This window comes from Aurantimonas coralicida DSM 14790, assembly GCF_000421645.1.
Classification (GTDB): domain Bacteria; phylum Pseudomonadota; class Alphaproteobacteria; order Rhizobiales; family Rhizobiaceae; genus Aurantimonas; species Aurantimonas coralicida.
The window spans coordinates 660368-680094 of sequence record NZ_ATXK01000001.1; the positions used below are offsets into that span (position 1 = coordinate 660368).

Below are 19727 nucleotides of genomic sequence, written 5' to 3' on the forward strand. Positions count from 1 at the left end.
AGAATTGCTGACCGCCGGCAATATTGATCCCGGCCGCCCGCTTCTGTAGAGGCCATGGCGAACGAGATGCCCGGCGGGTACGGCCGCGCGCCACCACAGGAGACGGATCATGACAGTTCGCGTTGCAATCAATGGCTTCGGCCGCATCGGCCGCAATGTGCTGCGTGCCATCATCGAATCCGGCCGCACCGACATCGAGGTCGTCGGCATCAACGATCTCGGCCCGGTCGAGACCAATGCGCATCTGATCCGCTTCGACAGCGTCCATGGCCGCTTCCCGGGCACCGTCACGGTCGATGGCAACACCATCGACGTCGGCCGCGGCCCGATCCGCGTGACCGCCGAGCGCGACCCGAAGAACCTGCCCTGGAAGGAACTCGGCGTCGACATCGCGCTCGAGTGCACCGGCATCTTCACCGATCCCGCCAAGGCCTCGGCCCATCTGGAGGCCGGCGCGAAGAAGGTGCTGATCTCCGGCCCCCTCTCCGGCACGGCCGGCGCCGAGAAGACCATCGTCTACGGCGTCAACCACGACACGCTGACCGCCGACGACACGATCGTCTCCAACGCCTCCTGCACGACCAACTGCCTGGCCCCGGTCGCCAAGGTCCTCAACGACGCCATCGGCATCGACAAGGGCTTCATGACGACGATCCATTCCTATACCGGCGACCAGCCGACGCTCGACACCATGCACAAGGATCTCTACCGCGGCCGCGCCGCCGCCCTGTCGATGATCCCGACCTCGACCGGTGCCGCCAAGGCCGTCGCGCTGGTGATGCCCGAGCTCAAGGGTCGCCTCGACGGCGTTGCCATCCGCGTCCCGACCCCCAACGTCTCGGTCGTCGACTTCAACTTCATCGCCAAGCGCGAGACCACCGTCGAGGAAGTGCAGAACGCCATCCGCACCGCCGCCGACGGCCCGCTGAAGAACATTCTCGGCTACACCGACGCCCCGAACGTCTCGTGCGACTTCAACCACGACCCGCATTCCTCGGTCTTCCACATGGACCAGACCAAGGTCATGGACGGCACCTTCGTGCGCATCCTGTCCTGGTACGACAACGAATGGGGCTTCTCCAACCGCATGTCCGACACCGCCATCGCGCTCGCCAACGCGGGCTGAGCGAGGCGGGTCGCGACCGGCGATGAGTGTGCGGGGCTGTCCTGACGGGCGGCCCCGCTTTCACGTCCCGGCCCGGCCCGTCCGGTCTCGCACAGGCCGCCGGAGCAGCGCCAACGGGACGGATTCGCGGCGGATATATTACTCTTGCTTGGATGTTTCTGTGCGCAGCTGCGCAATTAAGCAGCAATGGCGCGGATTTATACTATTCAGGGCGGGCGACTTAACCACGGATGTGGGAAACCAAGTTTTCCGTTGACGCCACAGCCGACCGCCGTATGGTGCGCGGCCAGCTACGGAATTCCGGATCGGCGCGGAGGTTGCGCACCGGATGTCATTGCTCGCGAAAGTGGGTTTCGTAGACGACACAAGACGCTCAGGGAGAAGCAACTTGCTCAATACAACTATTAAGGCCCTTCTGACCGGCGCGGCATTTGCCGTTCTGTCCACGGGCGCCATGGCGCAGGAAGTCGCGCTGAAGTTCCAGTCGAGCGATCCGGCCGGCGATGCGAACTACCAGCTCTACAAGGAATGGGCTGACGGCGTCAGCGAGGAGACGGGTGGCAAGGTTTCCATCGAGCTCCTGCCGGTCGGCGCAGTCGTCGACTTCCAGGAAACCCTCGACGCGGTCGGCGCCGGCATCCTCGACGGCCACATCACCGACACCTCCTATTTCGCCGGCAAGGACGCGGCCTTCGGCCTGATCGCCAACCCGGTCGGCGCATGGTCGGACCCGCAGCAGATGCTGAAGTTCCTCAACGAGGGCGGCGGCAAGGAGCTGATGAACGAGCTGGTCGAGCCCTATGGCACGCACTTCTTCGGCGGCACCACCCCGGGCCTGGAAGCCTTCGTTTCGTCGGTCCCGCTCGAGGGCGTCAATGACCTGAAGGGTCTGAAGCTGCGCGCTCCGGCCGGTCTCGTGCAGAACATCTTCGCGGCCGCTGGCGCCTCGCCGGTGAACCTGCCGACCTCGGAAGTCTTCACCGCCCTCGACAAGGGCGTCGTCGACGCGGCCGACTACAGCGTCTTCCACGTCAACCAGGCGCAGGGCCTCAACGAGATCGCCAAGCACCCGGTCTTCCCGGGCTTCCACTCCATGCCGCTCATCGAGTTCTCGATGAACAAGCAGAAGTGGGATGCGCTGTCCGAGGACGTCCAGAAGACCCTCGAGGAATCCGTGGTCGAGCTGGCACAGCGCCAGAACGCCGCGCTGGCCGACAAGAACAGCAAGGCTGTCGAGGAAGCCAAGGCGCAGGGCGCCACGATCCACGACTGGTCCGACGAGGAGCGTGCGAAGTTCCGCAAGATCGCCATCGGCGAGTGGGAGAAGCAGGCCAGCCAGTCCGAGAACGCGCAGAAGGTGTACGACACCCTAACGACGTATCTCGAGAAGGAAGGCCTTCTCGCCGCACAGTAAGCAGACCGAGTATGACCGGCGGACGGGGCAGCGCGCCCCGTCCGCCTTTTTTTCCTCACCAAGGACGATCCGAGCATGACTCGTGACCCCATTGCCGTGGACGGACGCGATCCGGACCTCAGCGCCACCAGCGAAGGCACCGGAGACACCACGCCCGAGGCGGGGTTTCTCGGGCGCAGCATCGAGCGAGTCGGCATCATCTTTGCCGCAGCCATCGTCCTTGCGGCGGCCATTCTGCTGTTCGAAATCTTCATGCGCTACGCGCTCGACAGCCCCACCAACTGGGTGCACGAGCTGAGCATCTTCCTGTGCGCCATCGCCTTCATCTACGGCGGCCTGTTCTGCGCCGCCCGCGACAGCCACATCCGTGTCGTGCTGATCTATGACGCGCTCGGCCCTCGCCTGCGCACCATTTTCGACGTGATCATCTACGTCATCAGCGCGATCTCGGCGGCCTTCTTCGCCTGGGCCTCCTGGCTCATGGTCAAGGGTTCGTTCTGGACCCCGAGCGGCGCTTTCCACATGGAAGGCACCGGGTCCGCCTGGAACCCGCCGACCCCCGCCCTTCTGAAGGGCTTTCTGTTCATCGTCATGATCATTCTGGCCGTCCAGTTCGTGGTGCTGGCCGTCAATCATGCTCGTCGCGCGCGGCGCGGTTCCAAGCAGGACGCATAAATGGCCGAAATTCTCGACCTCGGCATCAATCTCAAGGCGCTTGGCATCGGCTACGGCACCCTGGTGATGTTCCTCATGCTGTTCGGGTTGCTCCTGACCGGCATGCCGCTCGCCTTCGTCACGCTTCTCGTGGCGCTGATCTTCGCTCTCGGCTGGTTCGGTCCGATGGCGGTGCCGCTGATCACCAGCCGGGTGTTCAGCTTCGTCTCGTCCTTCATCTTCGTCTCGGTGCCGATGTTCGTCCTGATGGCGGCGATCCTCGATCGATCCGGCATCGCGCGCGACCTGTTCGACGCCATGAAGCTGATCTCCAACCGCATTCGCGGCGGCGTGGCGATCCAGACCATCTTCGTGGCCGTCATCCTGGCGGCAATGAGCGGCATCATCGGCGGCGAGATCGTGCTGCTGGGCCTTCTGGCGCTGCCGCAGATGCTGCGTCTGGGCTACGACCGCAGTCTGTCGATCGGTGTCGTCTGCGCGGGTGGCGCGCTCGGCACGATGATCCCGCCGTCGATCGTCCTGATCGTCTACGGCCTGGCGGCCAACGTCTCGATCGGCGCGCTGTTCACCGCGTCCTTCCTGCCGGGCGTGATGCTGGCCAGCTTCTACGTGCTCTACATCCTCTTCCGGGCGTATTTCACCACGGGCGCCGTGCCGGATCCCGATCCGGAGATCATCCCGCTGTCGCAGAAGATCTCGCTGCTCAAGGGCCTGATCCTGCCGCTTCTGGTCGTCACCTTCGTGCTCGGCTCGATCTATGGCGGCATCGCCTCGGTCACCGAAGCATCGGCCATCGGCGTCGGCGGCGTGCTGCTCGCCACTATCGTGCGCGGCGAGTTCACCTTCGAGCTGCTGCGCGGCGCGGCCATGCAGACGCTGGCCACCGTCGGCATGATCGTCTGGATCGGCATCGGCGCCAGCGCCATCGTCGGCGTGTTCAACCTGATGGGCGGCATCGACTTCGTGTCGTCGCTGATCATCGGCATCTCGGACGAGCCGCTCTACGTGCTCCTGTTCATGATGCTGATCCTGTTCGTGCTCGGCATGTTCCTCGACTGGGTCGGCATCGCGCTGCTGACGCTGCCGATCTTCGTGCCGATCATCGTCGAGCTGGGCTACGATCCGATCTGGTTCGGTGTCCTGTTCTGCATGAACATGCAGGTGTCGTTCCTGTCGCCGCCCTTCGGCCCGGCCGCCTTCTATCTGAAGAGCGTCGCGCCGCCGGAGATCTCGCTCGGCGACATCTTCAAGGCCCTGCTGCCGTTCATCGCGCTGCAGATCCTGGCGCTTGCCGTGCTGATCATGTTCCCGGGCATCACCGGGCGCTAGACCGCAGCACAGGCCTGCAAGGCATTGAGGCCGGTCCGCCATCTTGGCGGGCCGGCCTTTTTCATGTGACGGCAACCATCTTCGCCGAACCCGGCGCCCGTTCGGCGCCCTGGCGAACATTTTGGACGTCAGGGTGGCCGTGCGAGTGGATACTGGCGGCAGGCCGGCTATATGCTGGCCTTCGTGGCCCTGCGGCCGCCGGCGGCGCGGCGTTCAGCCCCGGAGGCGACGCGCGGGCTCAGCCCTCGTGAGAAGGACTGCCGATCCCGCCGATGCTCGAATCGCTTTACCTCGTCATTCTCGTCGGCACCGTCCTCATCCTGCTGGCCGCGTTTTCCAGCCTCCTCGCCTTCCGCTTCGGCGCACCCCTCCTGCTCCTGTTCCTGTCGATCGGTCTTCTGACCGGCGTCGACGGGCTGGGCATCGACTTCGACAATGCCGACCTCGCCTATTTCGTTGGCACGCTGGCGCTGGCGATCATCCTGTTCGATTCCGGTTTCGGCACGTCCCTGCAATCCTTCCGCCAGGCTGCGGTGCCGGCGGTCATGCTGGCGACGGTCGGCGTCCTCATCACCGCGATCCTGTTCGGTTTCGCGGCATCATGGCTCCTGGGCCTCCCGATCCTCGAAGGCATGCTGCTCGGCGCCATCGTCGGCTCGACCGACGCGGCGGCCGTGTTCTTTCTCCTGCGCGTCGGCGGCATCACCATCCGCGAGCGCGTCCGTTCGCTGCTGGAGATCGAATCCGGCACCAACGATCCGATGGCGATCTTCCTGACCATCGCGCTCGTCGAGCTGCTGTCGTCGGGCACGGGACTGGACGAACTCGGCGCGGACGTCTTTCTCGGCTTCGTGCGCCAGATGGGGCTCGGCGTGGCCTTCGGCTTTGCCGGTGGCTGGCTGATCCGCACGCTGGTCTCGAAGCTGGCGATCGATCGCGGTCTCCTGCCGATCTTCACCCTCGCTCTCGCCATGCTGGTCTTCGCCGCAACGGGAGCCGTGGATGGCTCGGGCTTCCTGGCCGTCTATATCGCCGGTCTCTATGCGGCCAATAGCGGCCTGCGCAGCGCCCCCAGCCTGAAGCGCTTCCAGGACGGGCTGACCTGGCTCGCGCAGATCGTCATGTTCCTGATCCTCGGCCTGCTGGCGACGCCGTCGGAGTTCGGCGCCATCCTCCTGCCGGCCATCGCGCTGGCGGCCTTCCTGATCTTCGTCGCGCGGCCCTTCGCGGTCTGGCTCTGTCTCCTGCCCTTCGATTTCCAGCGCCGCGAAGGCGCCTTCATCTCCTGGGTCGGCCTGCGCGGTGCGGTCTCGATCCTGCTCGCCATCGTGCCGCTGATCGGCGGCCTCGACGAGGCGCGGCTGTTCTTCAACACCGCCTTCATCATCGTCCTCGCCTCGCTGCTCGTGCAGGGCTGGACGCTGGGCCTCGTCGCGCGCCGCCTCGGCCTCGTCGTGCCGCCGCGGATCGGGCCGATCGAGAAGGTCGAGCTCGAACTGCCGGGCACCGCCAATCATGAGCTCCTGTCCTACCGTGTCGTCCCCGACAGCCCGGTGGCCCGCGGTGAGCGCATTCCGCGCTGGGCCCGCCCCTCGCTGGTCATTCGCGACGGCCAGTCCATGCGCTATCAATATGCCGGGCGGCTGCGGGCCGGCGACTACGTCTATCTCTTCATCTCCCAGCGCTATCCGCCGCTGCTCGACCGGCTCTTCGCCAGCCCCGCGCGGGTGAGCCCGGACGATGCCGAGTTCTTCGGCGAGTTCACCGTCGATCCCGCCTCGCCGGCCAGCGGCCTTGCCGTCGCCTATGGTGCCCGCGTCTCGGACGCCGAGGCGGACCTGTCGATCTCGCAGATGATGATCGCGCGGCTCGGTGGCCGCGCCGAATATGGCGACCGGGTCACGGTCCGGCCGGTGGAACTGATCGTCCGCGAGGTCGGCGTCGACGGCAACGTCGTCAGTGCCGGCCTGTCGCTGGAGCCCGAAGGCGGGCGCGGTGGCCAGATCCCGCTCTTCCTCAATCTCCGCGATCTCCTGGCACTGGCGCACAAGGTGCTGGGCCGACGCAGGGCGGACTGAGGGCTAGGGGCGAAAACCGGCCGCTGGCGCGCCAACGCCGTTGCCCTCGCTCGGCCTCCCGCGCTACATCGCCTTCGGCGCCCGCGGCACGGCCCGGACGCTTTCGACGGGGCACCCGCTTATCGACGGGACGCGGACGGTCCGCCAGGATCGCTGGCGTCCTTCTGGCCTGATCCGGCGCCCCTCGGCGTGTTTCCATGAGGAGAACCACCATGACGCAGTTCAAGACGCTCGACGATGCCGACGTCACCGGCAAGCGCGTATTGCTGCGGGTCGACCTGAACGTGCCGATCAAGGATGGCGAGGTCGGCGACCGCACCCGCATCGAGCGAATCCTGCCGACCATCCGCGAGATCGCCGACAAGGGCGGCCGCGTCATCCTTCTCGCCCATTTCGGCCGCCCCAAGGGACAGCCGAACCCCGACATGTCGCTGGAGCCGCTGGCACCCGTCCTGTCGCAGATGCTCGGCACGCCCGTCGGCTTTGCCGATGATTGCGTCGGCCCCGTCGCTGCCGGCATCGTCGCGGCCTTGAAGGACGGCAATGTCGTCCTCCTCGAGAACACCCGCTTCCATGCCGGTGAGGAGACGAACGACGAGGACTTCGCCAGCCAGCTCGCCTCGCTCGGCGACATCTTCGTCAACGATGCCTTCTCGGCCGCCCATCGCGCCCATGCCTCCACCGAGGGTCTGGCGCGCCATCTGCCGTCCTATGCCGGCCGCACCATGCAGGCCGAGCTGGAAGCGCTGGAAAAGGGCCTCGGCAATCCCGAACGCCCGGTGGTGGCCGTGGTCGGCGGCGCCAAGGTCTCGACCAAGATCGACCTCCTCAGCAATCTGGTGACGCGTGTCGATGCGCTGGTCATCGGCGGCGGCATGGCCAACACCTTCCTCGCCGCGCAGGGGATCGATGTCGGAAAATCGCTCTGCGAGCATGATCTGGCCGACACCGCCCGGTCGATCCTGAACGCGGCGAAGTCCGCCGGCTGCGAGATCGTCCTGCCGGTGGATGCGGTCGTTGCCCGCGAGTTCAAGGCCGGCGCCGCCAACGAGACCGTCGCCGTCGATGCCGTACCCGCCGATGCGATGATCCTCGATGCCGGCCCGAAGACCGTCGACCTGGTCTCCGGCTGGCTCGACAAGGCGAAGACGCTGGTCTGGAACGGCCCGCTCGGCGCCTTCGAGATCGAGCCCTTCGATGCCGCCACCATGGCGGCCGCCCGCCATGCCGCCCGTCGTACGAAGGCCGGCGACCTCGTCTCGGTCGCCGGCGGCGGCGATACCGTCGCGGCGCTCAACCAGGCCGGTGTCGCCGACAATTTCACCTATGTCTCGACCGCCGGCGGCGCCTTCCTGGAATGGATGGAAGGCAAGCCCCTGCCCGGCGTCGAAGTGCTGAAGGCCTGATCTGACCCTCGCCGCGGCGGTGAGCCGTTGCGGCGGGTCCGTCTCGGACCCATCCTGACCCGTTATCGACTTCACAACACGACGGAGCCGCCGCATGGCCATTGGCGACGCCTTCCTCTCCTGGCTCCTGTTTCCCGTCTATGTCTGGCAGGGCCTCGGCGTGCGCCAGCGCGTCGAGCGCATGGTGCCGCCAGCCGGCCGCCACAGCGGTCTCTGCGGAACGTCCTCCGGGACAGACGTCCCGATCCGCCTGCTGGTCATCGGCGACAGCTCGGCCGCCGGTGTGGGCGTGGACGTGATCGAGGACAGCCTGGCGCCGAAACTTGCCGAGCGGCTCTACGCCTTGTCCGGTCGGGACGTCTTCTGGCGCGCTGCCGGCTCCAATTCCGCCGTCTCGGCGGACATCCGCGACCACGTGGTGCCGCATTTGGATGAGCCCTTCACCCATATCGTCCTGATGATCGGCACCAACGATGCCAAGAACTTCCACGGCGCCCTGCGCTTCAAGAAGGCGTTCGGCACCCTGCTCTACGCCCTCAAGGCCAAATGGCCGGACGCCCGCATCGTCTGGTCGCCGCCCGTCGATTTCGAGAGGGTCCCGGCGCTGCCCCGCGGCCTTGCCACGGTGCTGGAACTGCGCGCCCGCATCGTGCGCCGCATGGGCGCGCGCCTCTGCGCCGAGCGCGGCGCGATCTCGGCCACCACCCTGCCCCGTGTCGAACCCGCCGGCTTCTCGCGCGACGGCTTCCATGCCTCGATCGAGGGCTACGCCTATGTGGCCAACCATCTGGTGACCTATGTCGTCGGCGATGCAGCTGCGTGGGGCTCCGGTGCCTCGGCCGGTTCAACCGAGACCGCGTCGGACTGAACGGCAGATCACGCCCTCAGAAGTGCGCGCTGCCATGCGCGATCGGTCCTGCCCTCAGGCATCGACGCTTTCGGGTCGCGGCCCGGCATGCTCCTCCAGCTTCTCCATGGTCAGGATCACCCGCAGGCCTTCCGGGCTGATCTGTCGCTGGATACCTGCATTCAGGCGGCTGGCCATGGCGTCGAGCATCACCGAGCCGAAGCCGGTATGTTGCGCCTGATCGACATCATCGCCCGTCGGCGGCTCGGTCGGCGTTTCCGCCCACACCATCCGCACCGCGCCATCGCCGGCCGCCGACCAGCGAACCTCCAGGACGCCGCCGCTCCCGCGCAGCGCGCCGTATTTGGCCGCATTGGTCGCCAGTTCGTAGAGGATCAGGCCAAGCGGCGTGACGGAGGACGAGGAAACCGTCACCGGGTCGCCCTCGATGGTCAGCTTCACCTCGTCGATCCCCGCATAGGGCTTCAGAACGCTGGTCACGATCCCGGCGAGCTGGGTTTCGCGGGCGCTCTGCGTATCGGCATGGGCCCGGGCCAGCGCGTTGATCCGCCCGCGCGCCTCGTCCGCCGCCTCCATGGGGGTGGTGGCATGCTTGGCCGCAAGCGTGACCAGCGAGGCGGTGATGGCGAAGAGGTTCTTCACCCGGTGATCGAGCTCGTGGGTCAGCATCTCGGCATTGCCATGGGCCTTTTCGAGCCCGCGATTGGCCACTTCCAGTTCCTCGGTGCGCTCCTCGACGCGGCGCTCCAGCACACGGCCAGCCTCGCGCAGCTGTTCGGTCAGCGTCTCGTTCTCGCGCCGATAGTCCCGTAGCCAGCTCGTCGCCCGGCGCATCGCCTGCCGGGTCCCCGCCAGCTCCTTGGTCCACATGGACGGCAGCGGGATATCCCCGAAATCGCCCTCGGATATGCGCTCCGCCTGGGACGCCAGGGCGCCGAGGGGCCGCGTCAGGGCCCGTGCGAGGAGCACGCCAAGCAGCGCGGTCAGTGCCGCCACGCCCGCGACCACGGCAATACCGATGTTGCGGACGCTGTGGATCGGTCCGAGAATGTCGCTCTCCGGCAGGTAGGTGACCACCGCCCAGGGGGTCCGCGACCCGGCCAGCCGCTTGACCGCGCCGCGCCAGTTCTCCCCGTTGGCCTCGAAACGGGTGAGCCGCGTCTCGCCCGGTTTCACGCTGGCGAGCCCGCCTGGCAGGGTGCTGACCGCCTGGGCCAGTGCCGGATCGTCGATTTCCCAGACCCGGGCAAAGCGCTGCCCGCCGGAGACGTCCTCGGCCAGCAGGAAGGAGGAGTCGCGGTGGGCGATCACTTCGCCCGACTGCGAGACGATTGCCGCGGACCCGCGCTCGCCGATCCTCAGCCCGTCCAGGAATTTCGACAGCGCATGGATCTCGATGTCGATGCCGACCGCCCCGCGCATGCCCAGCCGATCGTCCGCCCGCACCGGTGTCGCCACCGTGATCCCCGGCCGCTGCGACGAGAAGAAGATGTAGGGGTCCGTCCAGACCACCTCTCGGCTCATCGACGCCTTCACGTACCAGGGCCGCGTGCGCGGATCGTAGGTATCGGCATCGTCGCGGCGCCGCGATACCGGCCGCAGATCCTCCGTCAGATAGACCAGCTCCACCGTCCGGGTCGGTTGCGTCGCGATCCGCTTCACCCGGTACTGGGCGCCCTCCACGGTGGTGTCGCGGCTGACATAGATGAACGAGCCATCGGCGGCACCGTAGAAGATGCCGGCGAAATCGATGCGCGAGCGCAGGATTTCGTAGAAATAGCGCTCCAGCGCCGGACGGTCCGACGTGCCGAGGACCGGGCTTTCGGCCAGACGCTGGGACAGCGCCGCCGCGTCGTCCGCAGGGTTGAGGAAGTTCTGGGTGAAGGTGGTGGTGTCGTCCGCGACCCGCTGCGTCAGCTGTTCGGCATAGGACAGGAGTACGTTCTGCGACGCGAAATAAGTCAGCGCCAGGATCGCCAGCAGGGCAACGACCTGCAGCGCGACGAGCGTCGACGTCAAAACCGTTCGAAAGGACCACATGCCGTTTTGTCCCCCCCACCCCAATGGCAGGACAGGGGCAAGTTTGAACGCACCGGCCACGATCCACAACCCGCCTGCCTGACGGACATGACAGCGTTCCGACGCGCGCGCCATGCCGGAAGCGCTGGCACCAAGTGCAGCCCGAGCAGCACCGGACCTCGTCGAAGACAAGCGGATGACCCCGCGCCGGTCAGGGCGAGAACACGGACGCTAAGCCGATGATATAGAACCTCTATCGCGGCCGATCCGATAGTCATCGAAAAGATACGAATATCGCGGCGCGTGGACAAGACAATATCGCATCAGCAAATTTTCAGAGCGCTGCGGAGCCCCGGATGCATCTGCGAAGCTTGCAATCGCCGATAAATTTGCGGGACGCCGATCAATGGTTCGCGATCAATCGCTTATCGATGACGCGGGCCGGATATTACTCGCTGAACGGACATCGTTTCGCGCCACAACGGTTATAACCATTTGCGTCCCGTGGTATGTGCAGTGCGTCATGGCACCGCAATCGACAGGAGACGACATTTGCACGATTCCGTCAGCACGATTCATGCCTCACACGCCCTTGAGGGCGATCCGGACAAGCTGAACGATTATTACGCCGGCTGGGCCGGCCGCTACGACAAGGATGTCGGCGACCAGGACTATGGCTGTCCGCGCGTCGTCGCCTCGACCGCCCTGCTCGTGGCCGAGGCCTATCTCAACAAGGCACCCGGCGAGGTGTCGGTTCTCGACGCGGGCTGCGGAACCGGCCTTGCCGGCGAGGAACTGCGCAAGCGCGGCTTTCGCCATGTCGACGGCTTCGACCTGTCCAACGAGATGGTCGACATCGCGGCGAAGACCGGCGTCTACGGCAAGCTCGCCGGCGGCATCGACCTCAACGAGGATCACGAGAACCCGCTCGAGCAGCAATACGACATCATCGTCTGCGCCGGCGTCTTCACCCTCGGCCATGTCGAACCCCGGGCCCTGACCCGGATGGCGCGATATCTCAAGGCCGACGGCCTGATGGTGATCTCGACCCGCAACAGCTATCTCGACGCGTCCGACTACGCCGCCGTCAGCAGGCAGTTGGAGGAAGAGGGCCTCGTCAGACTGGTGATGGAGATCCCCAACGCCCGCTACATCGCCGAGGAAGGCGCGCATTACTGGATCTACGGCCGCGGTCCGCGGGCCTGAGGCCGTCGGCCGAACTGAACGCATGAGGGCGCCCCTGCACTGGCCGGAGCGCCCTTTTTCTTCAGGCCAGAGCCCGGTCCACGCAAGCCCGCTCTATTCGGCCTCGTCCTCATAGCCGACCAGATGCAGCGGCCGGGCGCGCGTCTGGCGCAGTTCGCACCAGCGCACCAGCGCCTCCTCGCGGCCATGGGTGACCCAGACCTCCTGCGGCCCGATCTCGTCGATCGTCTCGGTCAATTCGTCCCAGTCGCAATGGTCCGAAATGATCAGCGGCAGTTCCACGCCGCGCTGCCGGGCGCGCTGGCGCACCCGCATCCAGCCCGACGCGAAGCACGAGACCGGATCGGGAAACCGCCGGGCCCATTTGTCCGCAAAGGCCGAGGGCGGCCCCACCACCACCGTCCCGGCAAAGGCCGCCTTCGCCGTGCCCGCCTTGGCGTCGACAGTCGCGGGGCGCAATTCACCGAGGTCGATGCCTTCGCTCTGGTAGAAGTCGCAGAGCTTCTTCAGCGCGCCGTGGATGTAGATCGGGGCGTCGTAGCCCGCATCGCGCAGATGTTTGATCACCCGCTGCGCCTTGCCCAGCGCATAGGCGCCGACCAGATGCGCGCGCTCGGGAAACTGCGCCACGGAGGTCAGCAGCTTGTCCACCTCCCCCGCCGTGTCCGGATGGCGGAAGACCGGCAAGGCGAAGGTCGCCTCGGTGATGAAGACGTCGCAGGGCACCGGCTCAAAGCCGGCGCAGGTCGGATCGGCACGCCGCTTGTAGTCGCCGGACGCCACGATGGTCAGCCCCTTGTGAGACACCGCGATCTGCGCCGAACCCAGCACATGGCCGGCCGGGTGAAACGTCACGTCGACATCGCAGATGCGGACCGTCTCGCCGATCGCCGCCTCCTGCCGTTCGACGCAGAACTCCTCGCCGTAGCGCACGGCCATGATCGCCAGAGTCTGGCGGGTCGCCATGACCTTGGTGTGGCCGGAGCGGGCATGGTCGGCATGGCCATGGGTGATCAGGGCCCGCTCGACCGGGCGCACCGGATCGATGAAGAAATCGCCCGGCGGGCAGTAGAGCCCCTCCGGCGTCGGTCGCAGCAATTCGTCGGGACGCATGCGAAATTCCTCGTGGCGATGCTGCAGTGTCGGCGGCGCCGGCAAAGCCAAATCGCCGGGCGCGCATCGTGGTTCCTTTCGCAGCGCAACAGATTATGCTGGAAAGAGCGATCCGCCACCATTCGAGTCCGACCGATGCTGACCATCATTCCCGAATCCGACGCCGTCATCGCCTTCGAGATCGACGGGCGCATCGACAAGGACGACGTCGAACGCGTCATCGCCGTCGTCGACACCAAGCTCACCGAACGGCCCGGCGCGCTGTCGATCCTGGTCATCGTGCGCGAGGTCGGCATGTTCACCCCGGCGGCGATCGCCCGCGACCTGCAATATTCTCTCGGCCGTTTTCGCGACCTGTCGCGCTTCCGCCGCGTCGCGGTGGTCACCGACAAGAGCTGGGTGCGCTCGCTGGTCGGGCTGCAGGACCTCGCCATGCCCCTGGTCGACATCAAGGCCTTTGCACTCGCGGACGATGACATCGCCCGTCTCTGGGTGAAGAACGGCAACCCCGCGGCGACCTTCTGAGCCATGACGTCAGGTTTCGGACGCTGGTCGGCAACGGCCACCCACCATTCGCCGCTCGAGGATGCGCAGGGCATCCTGACCGGCGCCCTCATGGTCACGATCGGCCTGTCGATCCTGGCCCATCTCGGCTTCGTCACCGGCGGCACGGCCGGCCTGGCGCTGATCGTCTCCTACGCCACCGGCTGGAACGTCGGTATCGTGTTCTTCCTGATCAATCTGCCCTTCTACGGCCTGGCGATCACCCGCCTCGGCTGGGCCTTCACCATCAAGACCTTCCTCGCCGTCGCCTGCCTGTCCGTACTAACGGCGTTGCAGCCGGAATATTTCACGCTCGGCGCGGTGAACCCGCTCGTCGGCGCCGTGCTCGGCGGCGTCCTGATCGGCTACGGGCTTCTCGCCCTCTACCGCCATCGGGCCAGCCTTGGCGGCGTCGGCATCCTGGCGATCTACCTGCAGGACCGGCTGGGCTGGAAGGCGGGGCTGACGCAGCTCGCCGTCGATCTGGTGATCCTGGTCCTGTCCTTCGCCGTCGCCGACCCGGTCGCCATCGTCTATTCGATCATCGGCGCCTTGGTGCTGAACCTGTGGCTCGCCGTCAATCACCGGCCTGACCGCTACATCGCCGCCTGACGCGAACTATTGCCATCGCGGGAGTCGACGGCGGCCACCAGCTCCTCACGCTCGCGCGGCAGGTAAACGGCGTGGTCCGTGCCAGGTCCGCCATTCTCCGCCTCCAGCCGAACCACGGCCTTCAGCATCGTCTCGCGCAGGCGGCACTGCATCGTCCAGCCGGTGGAGGGATCGGAGGCCGCCGCGAGGAACCAGACCAGCATGCCGGAACGGTCCTGGTCGACCACATAAACGTCGGCCGTCTCCCGGTTGATGACGTCATCGTCGTTCTGGACGAACTCCTGGAAGGCCTCGCGCAGCCGGTCGACATCGGCCCGGTGGTCGAGCCGCAGCGCCACGATCTTGGTGATGCTGGAATCCTGCTTGGTCCAGTTCTCGAAGGTGTGGGAGACCAGCTCGTTGACCGGCACGATCAGCCGCCGGTTGTCCCAGGTCTGAAGCTGAATGTAGGTGAAGTTGATCTTCTCCACGTAGCACCACTGGTCGTCATAGAGCACCGCGTCGCCGATGCGGGCGGTCTTGGCCAGCGCGATCTGCAGGCTCGCCATGATGTTGGCCAGCACCGAGCGGGCGGCGAAGGCGAGCACCAGGCCGATCACCCCGGCCGAGGCCAGCAGCGAGAAACCGAGGGACTCGAACGCATTCGTCTGGATCAGCACCAGCGACACGCCGGCGCCCAGCGCCAGCACGATGGCGACGCGCCGGGCCGCCGAGATGTTGGTGTAGAGATCGCGCTGCTCGGCCGCTTCGGAATCGCCGAGCGCCTCGACGTTGCGCTGAACGACGCGGTCGAGGACGGCATCGACGATCCGCACGCCGATCATGGCCAGCGCGATGACGAACAGGGTCGATTGCAACGGCGTCAGGAACCGGTTCACCGCCCCGGAGAAGGTGAACAGCAGCGTGTTCACCAGCGAGAAGGTGCCGACGCAAGCCATCAGCGCGACCGGCATCTGGATGGAGTCGAGGATCCGCCGGGCGATGCGTGAGGGCTGCCGCCACTTCACCCGGCCGACCCAGGCATGAACCAGGAAGGCGGCGCCGATGGCGATCAGGAGAACCAGCGGCAGCGCCACCACCTCCCACCAGGCCAGCGTCCAGAAGGCGCGTTCCCGCAAAAAGCCCGGCAGCGACTGCTCGAACCGGGTCGGCCCATAGATTTCATGGAGGGCCAGAATGTTGCCGACGGTCTGCCGGGAGAACAGCCAGACCGGCTCTCCATCCGCAGGCTTGACCCGCGCGATCCGCACCGAGACCGGCCGATCCGGCAGTTCGAGGATCGCCAGCCGGATGTTGCGCCGTGGCTCTCCGGCCATCGGGTTCTCTGCCGCGACGTTGGTCGCCATCGCGTCGGGCCGGTCCGACAGATCGCCCCAGTCGAGCCACATGCCGTTCTCGGCGATGTCGAACATCCGCTTCGCCAGCACCGGTCCCATCTCGGCCTGCAGCGCCGGGTCGATGTCGGAAAGGTCCAGCATATGGGCCGCCATCTCCCAGTTCCGGGCATTGGCGGCGGCGACGAAGCTCTCCATCATCCCCTGCGGGGTCTCGTGACCGATATAGGCCTCGGCCGGGGGCAGCCCGCTGTTCAGCGTGTCGATCTCGTAGTAACGGGTCGGCGCACTGTCCTGCGCGGCGGCACCGGTCAGCGTCGCGAGAAGGATGAAGAAGACGGCAAGCAAGCGCATCGGCGGGCCCGGAATGAGGGTTCGTGGTCGAGAAGTCTGCCTAACTAGGCAGCCGGGCCCCTTCGCCTAGCTTAGCAATTGCAGCAATGGCGATCCGGCACGCCGGAGCCCCTCCGCGAAACCGGTCCGCGGACGGATGCGGCCCATGAAACAAGGCAGCGCATTTCCATGACAGCGACCATCTGGCTGACCGTTGCGGCAATGATCGCCTTTGCCGGCAACTCGCTGCTGGCGCGCCTTGCTCTCGCCGACGGCGCCATCGACGCGGCGGGCTTCACCGGCCTGCGGCTTCTCTCCGGCGCGCTGGTTCTGGCGTTCATCCTCCTGAAGGCGCGGGGCCACACACCGGTGCGCTGGCGCACGCTGGAAGGGAGCTGGGCGTCCGCACTGGCGCTCTTCATCTACGCCCTCGCCTTTTCCCTTGCCTATCTGAAGCTCGGCGCCGCCGTCGGTGCGCTGATCCTCTTCGCCGCGGTGCAGGCCTCGATGATCGGCTGGGGTCTCGTCCGGGGCGAGCGGCCCGGCACCCGCGAGGCGCTGGGTCTCGTCGTGGCGGCCGGGGCCTTCGTCTGGTGGCTGGTCCCCGGCCTTACCCGGCCCGATCCGCTCGGCACCGCGCTGATGATCGTCTCTGGCATCGCCTGGGGCGTCTATTCGCTGCGCGGTCGGGGCGCGGCCGACGCGACCCGCGCCACCGCCGGCAATTTCATCCGCACCGTTCCTTTAGCTCTTCCGCTCGTTGCGCTCTCGCTGTTCCAGGCGGGCATCGGCGGCGCCGGCGTCCTCATTGCCATCGTCTCGGGCGCCGTCACCTCCGGTCTCGGCTATGTCCTGTGGTACCGGGCGCTGAAGGGCCTGACGGCACTGTCGGCGGCCATCGTGCAATTGTCCGTGCCGATCATCGCCGCCCTGGGCGGCGTCCTGTTCCTCTCCGAGGATCTCGGCCTGCGCTTCGTCATCGCGGCCGGCCTCGTTCTCGGCGGCATCGCCTTCGCGCTTTCGACACGCCGACGCTGAGACGGGACATCGGCGGGACGCGACACTATCTGAAGCGCTGTGACCGTTAGACCCGACCCCTTCCTGCCCGGCTCCGCGCCGTTCCCCCTGCCCGCGCCGTTCCTGGAATGGTTCGCGCGCAATGGCTGGAGCCCGCGTCCGCACCAGCTCGACCTCCTGGCCCGCGCCGAATCCGGCGCGTCGTCGCTGCTGATCGCGCCGACCGGGGCCGGCAAGACGCTGGCGGGCTTCCTGCCGTCCCTCGTCGATCTGCACCGCCGCGGCCGGCCGAAGCCCGGCACGCGGCCCTATGGCGTCCACACGCTCTACATCTCGCCGCTGAAGGCACTGGCCACCGACATCGCCCGCAACCTGGAAAAGCCCGTCACCGAGATCGGCCTGAAAGTGACCCTGGAGACCCGCACCGGCGACACCTCGCAGGTCCGCCGCCAACGCCAGAAACTGAAGCCGCCGGACATCCTCCTGACGACGCCCGAGCAGATCGCCCTGCTGATCGCCGGCAAGGATGCGCGCGGCTTCTTTTCGGACCTGCGCTACGTCATCTTCGACGAGCTGCATTCGCTTGTCACCTCCAAGCGCGGGCACCTTCTGTCGCTCGGCCTCGCACGCCTGCGCATGCTGCGCCCGGACATCCAGACCATCGGCCTGTCGGCGACCGTGTCCGAGCCCGACGATCTGCGCCGCTGGCTGGTCTCGCAGGCGCCCGGCGGCGGCGTGGAGGAAATCGCGGACGCGGACGGCGTCCTGCCGGACGTCGCCCCAGACGCCGATCCTCGCCTGTCGGAGCTGATCACCGTCGCCGGTGGCGCCAAGCCGGAGATCACCATCCTGAAATCCTCCGAACGTGTGCCCTGGCAGGGGCACACGTCGCGCTACGCCATGCCGGAGATCTACGAGGCGATAAAGGCCCACAAGACGACGCTGCTCTTCGTGAACACCCGCTTCCAGGCCGAGATGCTGTTCCAGGAGCTGTGGCGGATCAATGACGAGACGCTGCCGATCGCGCTGCATCACGGCTCGCTGGATGTCGGGCAGCGGCGCAAGGTCGAGGCCGCCATGGCCGCCAACCAGCTGCGCGCCGTCGTCGCCACCTCGACGCTCGATCTCGGCATCGACTGGGGCGATGTCGACCTTGTCGTGCATGTCGGCGCGCCGAAGGGCGCCTCGCGTCTTGCCCAGCGGATCGGCCGCTCCAACCACCGCATGGACGAGCCGTCCAAGGCGATCCTCGTGCCGGCCAACCGCTTCGAGGTGCTCGAATGCCAGGCCGCACTCGACGCCAACTATCTCGGCGCGCAGGACACCCCCGCCATGCGCGACGGGGCGCTCGACGTCCTCGCCCAGCATGTCCTCGGCATGGCGGTGGCCGAACCGTTCCGGGCCGACGACCTCTATGCCGAGGTCACCACCGCCGCGCCCTATGCGAGCCTCGATCGCGAGACCTTCGACCGGGTGGTCGACTTCGTCGCCACCGGCGGCTACGCGCTTCGGGTCTACGAGCGCTACGCCAAGATCGTCCTCACCGAGGACGGCACCTGGCGGGTCAGCCATCCGCGCATCGCCCAGCAATACCGCATGAATGCCGGCACGATCCTCGACGCGCCATCGCTGCAGGTTCGGCTGATCCGGCGTCGCACCAAGAGTGCCATCGCCCGCGGCGGGCCGATCCTCGGCAAGATCGAGGAGGGCTTCGTCGAGGCGCTGGCGCCGGGCGACACCTTCTCCTTTTCCGGGCAGGTGCTGCGCTTCGAGACGATTCACGAGAACCAGTGCCTCGTCACCAAGGCGGTGTCGGAGGATTCCAAGATTCCTACCTATGCCGGCGGCAAGTTCCCACTGACGATCTTTCTGGCGGCGCAGGTCCGGGCCATGCTGGCCGACCCGACGCGCTGGGGCGAACTGCCCGAGCAGGTGTCGGATTGGCTTGCCATCCAGCAGCGCAAGTCGCTGATCCCCGGCCCTGACGAGCTGCTGATCGAGACCTTTCCGAACGGCAAGCGCTTCTTCCTCGTCGCCTATCCTTTCGAGGGGCGGCTGGCGCACCAGACCCTCGGCATGCTGCTGACCCGCCGGCTGGAGCGGGCCCGTGCCAAGCCGCTCGGCTTCGTCGCCACCGACTATGCCATCTCGATCTGGGGCCGCGGCGACATGGGCGCGATGATCGCCGACGGCCGCCTGTCCCTCGATGCGCTGTTCGACGAGGACATGCTGGGCGACGATCTGGAAGCCTGGATGGCCGATTCCTGGCTGCTCAAGCGGACCTTCCGGCAATGCGCGGTGATCTCGGGCCTGATCGAGAAGCGTCATCCGGGTCAGGAAAAGACCGGCCGCCAGGTCACCGTCTCGGCCGATCTGGTCTACGACGTGCTGCGCGCCCACGAGCCGGATCACATCCTGATGCGCGCCACCTGGGCCGACGCCGCGACGGGCCTTCTGGACGTCTCGCGGGTGTCGGACCTACTCGGCCGGATCAAGCACCACATCGTCCACAAGGACCTCGACCGGGTCTCGCCGCTGGCCGTGCCGATCATGCTGCAGATCGGCCGTGAGAGCGTCATGGGCGAGGCGCGCGACGACCTTCTGGCCGAGGCTGCGGAAGAGGAACTCGTCCGCGCCGCCCTCGACTGAGCCGC

At 66.9% G+C, this 19727-nt stretch carries 15 protein-coding genes; 12 read left to right on the forward strand and 3 right to left on the reverse strand.

Annotation, left to right across the window (positions count from 1 at the left end):
* The first annotated feature begins 109 nt into the window (after positions 1-109).
* The 7 genes from gap (at position 110) to H536_RS0103160 (ending at position 8896) form a co-directional block, all read left to right on the forward strand.
* Complete coding sequence (gene gap / locus H536_RS0103130) at positions 110-1126, forward strand: type I glyceraldehyde-3-phosphate dehydrogenase (RefSeq protein WP_024349075.1); 1017 nt, start codon at positions 110-112, stop codon at positions 1124-1126.
* 388 nt (positions 1127-1514) lie between these two features.
* Complete coding sequence (locus H536_RS0103135) at positions 1515-2540, forward strand: TRAP transporter substrate-binding protein (protein WP_024349076.1); 1026 nt, start codon at positions 1515-1517, stop codon at positions 2538-2540.
* A 75-nt stretch (positions 2541-2615) separates the two neighbouring features.
* Positions 2616-3215, forward strand: coding sequence for a TRAP transporter small permease subunit (locus tag H536_RS0103140; RefSeq protein WP_024349077.1), 600 nt, complete (start codon positions 2616-2618; stop codon positions 3213-3215).
* On the forward strand, positions 3216-4544 hold the full coding sequence (locus H536_RS0103145; protein ID WP_024349078.1) for a TRAP transporter large permease: 1329 nt from the start codon (positions 3216-3218) through the stop codon (positions 4542-4544).
* Between the two features lie 272 nt (positions 4545-4816).
* On the forward strand, positions 4817-6622 hold the full coding sequence (locus tag H536_RS0103150) for a potassium/proton antiporter (RefSeq protein WP_024349079.1): 1806 nt from the start codon (positions 4817-4819) through the stop codon (positions 6620-6622).
* 212 nt (positions 6623-6834) lie between these two features.
* Positions 6835-8028, forward strand: coding sequence for a phosphoglycerate kinase (locus tag H536_RS0103155; RefSeq protein ID WP_024349080.1), 1194 nt, complete (start codon positions 6835-6837; stop codon positions 8026-8028).
* Between the two features lie 94 nt (positions 8029-8122).
* On the forward strand, positions 8123-8896 hold the full coding sequence (locus tag H536_RS0103160; RefSeq protein WP_024349081.1) for an SGNH/GDSL hydrolase family protein: 774 nt from the start codon (positions 8123-8125) through the stop codon (positions 8894-8896).
* A gap of 54 nt (positions 8897-8950) precedes the next feature.
* Here the strand turns inward: H536_RS0103160 and H536_RS23095 are convergent, their stop codons facing one another.
* Positions 8951-10936: a sensor histidine kinase gene (locus tag H536_RS23095; RefSeq protein ID WP_162142643.1), complete on the reverse strand. Its 1986-nt coding sequence runs from the start codon at positions 10934-10936 to the stop codon at positions 8951-8953.
* A gap of 531 nt (positions 10937-11467) precedes the next feature.
* On the opposite strand from H536_RS23095, the gene H536_RS0103170 reads away from it, so the two are divergent.
* A complete protein-coding gene (locus H536_RS0103170; RefSeq protein WP_024349083.1) occupies positions 11468-12121 on the forward strand; it encodes a class I SAM-dependent DNA methyltransferase in 654 nt (217 codons plus the stop codon).
* Between the two features lie 93 nt (positions 12122-12214).
* On the opposite strand, the gene H536_RS0103175 is transcribed toward H536_RS0103170, so the two are convergent.
* Positions 12215-13234, reverse strand: a complete 1020-nt coding sequence (locus H536_RS0103175; protein WP_024349084.1) for a ligase-associated DNA damage response exonuclease — start codon at positions 13232-13234, stop codon at positions 12215-12217.
* 135 nt (positions 13235-13369) lie between these two features.
* Between H536_RS0103175 and H536_RS0103180 the strand changes: the two genes are divergently transcribed.
* Positions 13370-13759, forward strand: coding sequence for a SpoIIAA family protein (locus H536_RS0103180; protein WP_024349085.1), 390 nt, complete (start codon positions 13370-13372; stop codon positions 13757-13759).
* Positions 13760-13762: 3 nt separating this feature from the next.
* On the forward strand, positions 13763-14389 hold the full coding sequence (locus tag H536_RS0103185; RefSeq protein ID WP_024349086.1) for a YitT family protein: 627 nt from the start codon (positions 13763-13765) through the stop codon (positions 14387-14389).
* On the opposite strand, the gene H536_RS0103190 is transcribed toward H536_RS0103185, so the two are convergent.
* On the reverse strand, positions 14374-16077 hold the full coding sequence (locus H536_RS0103190) for a mechanosensitive ion channel family protein (protein WP_024349087.1): 1704 nt from the start codon (positions 16075-16077) through the stop codon (positions 14374-14376). The two genes, H536_RS0103185 and H536_RS0103190, sit on opposite strands and share 16 nt — an antisense overlap.
* Positions 16078-16245: 168 nt before the next feature.
* On the opposite strand from H536_RS0103190, the gene H536_RS0103195 reads away from it, so the two are divergent.
* Both H536_RS0103195 and H536_RS0103200 read left to right on the forward strand, forming a co-directional pair.
* Positions 16246-17094 carry a DMT family transporter gene (locus H536_RS0103195; RefSeq protein WP_024349088.1) on the forward strand — a complete coding sequence of 283 codons (849 nt, stop codon included), beginning with the start codon at positions 16246-16248 and terminating at the stop codon, positions 17092-17094.
* Between the two features lie 39 nt (positions 17095-17133).
* The gene (locus H536_RS0103200) at positions 17134-19722 is read left to right on the forward strand and encodes a ligase-associated DNA damage response DEXH box helicase (RefSeq protein WP_024349089.1); all 2589 of its coding nucleotides are present in this window, start codon (positions 17134-17136) and stop codon (positions 19720-19722) included.
* Positions 19723-19727: the final 5 nt, after the last annotated feature.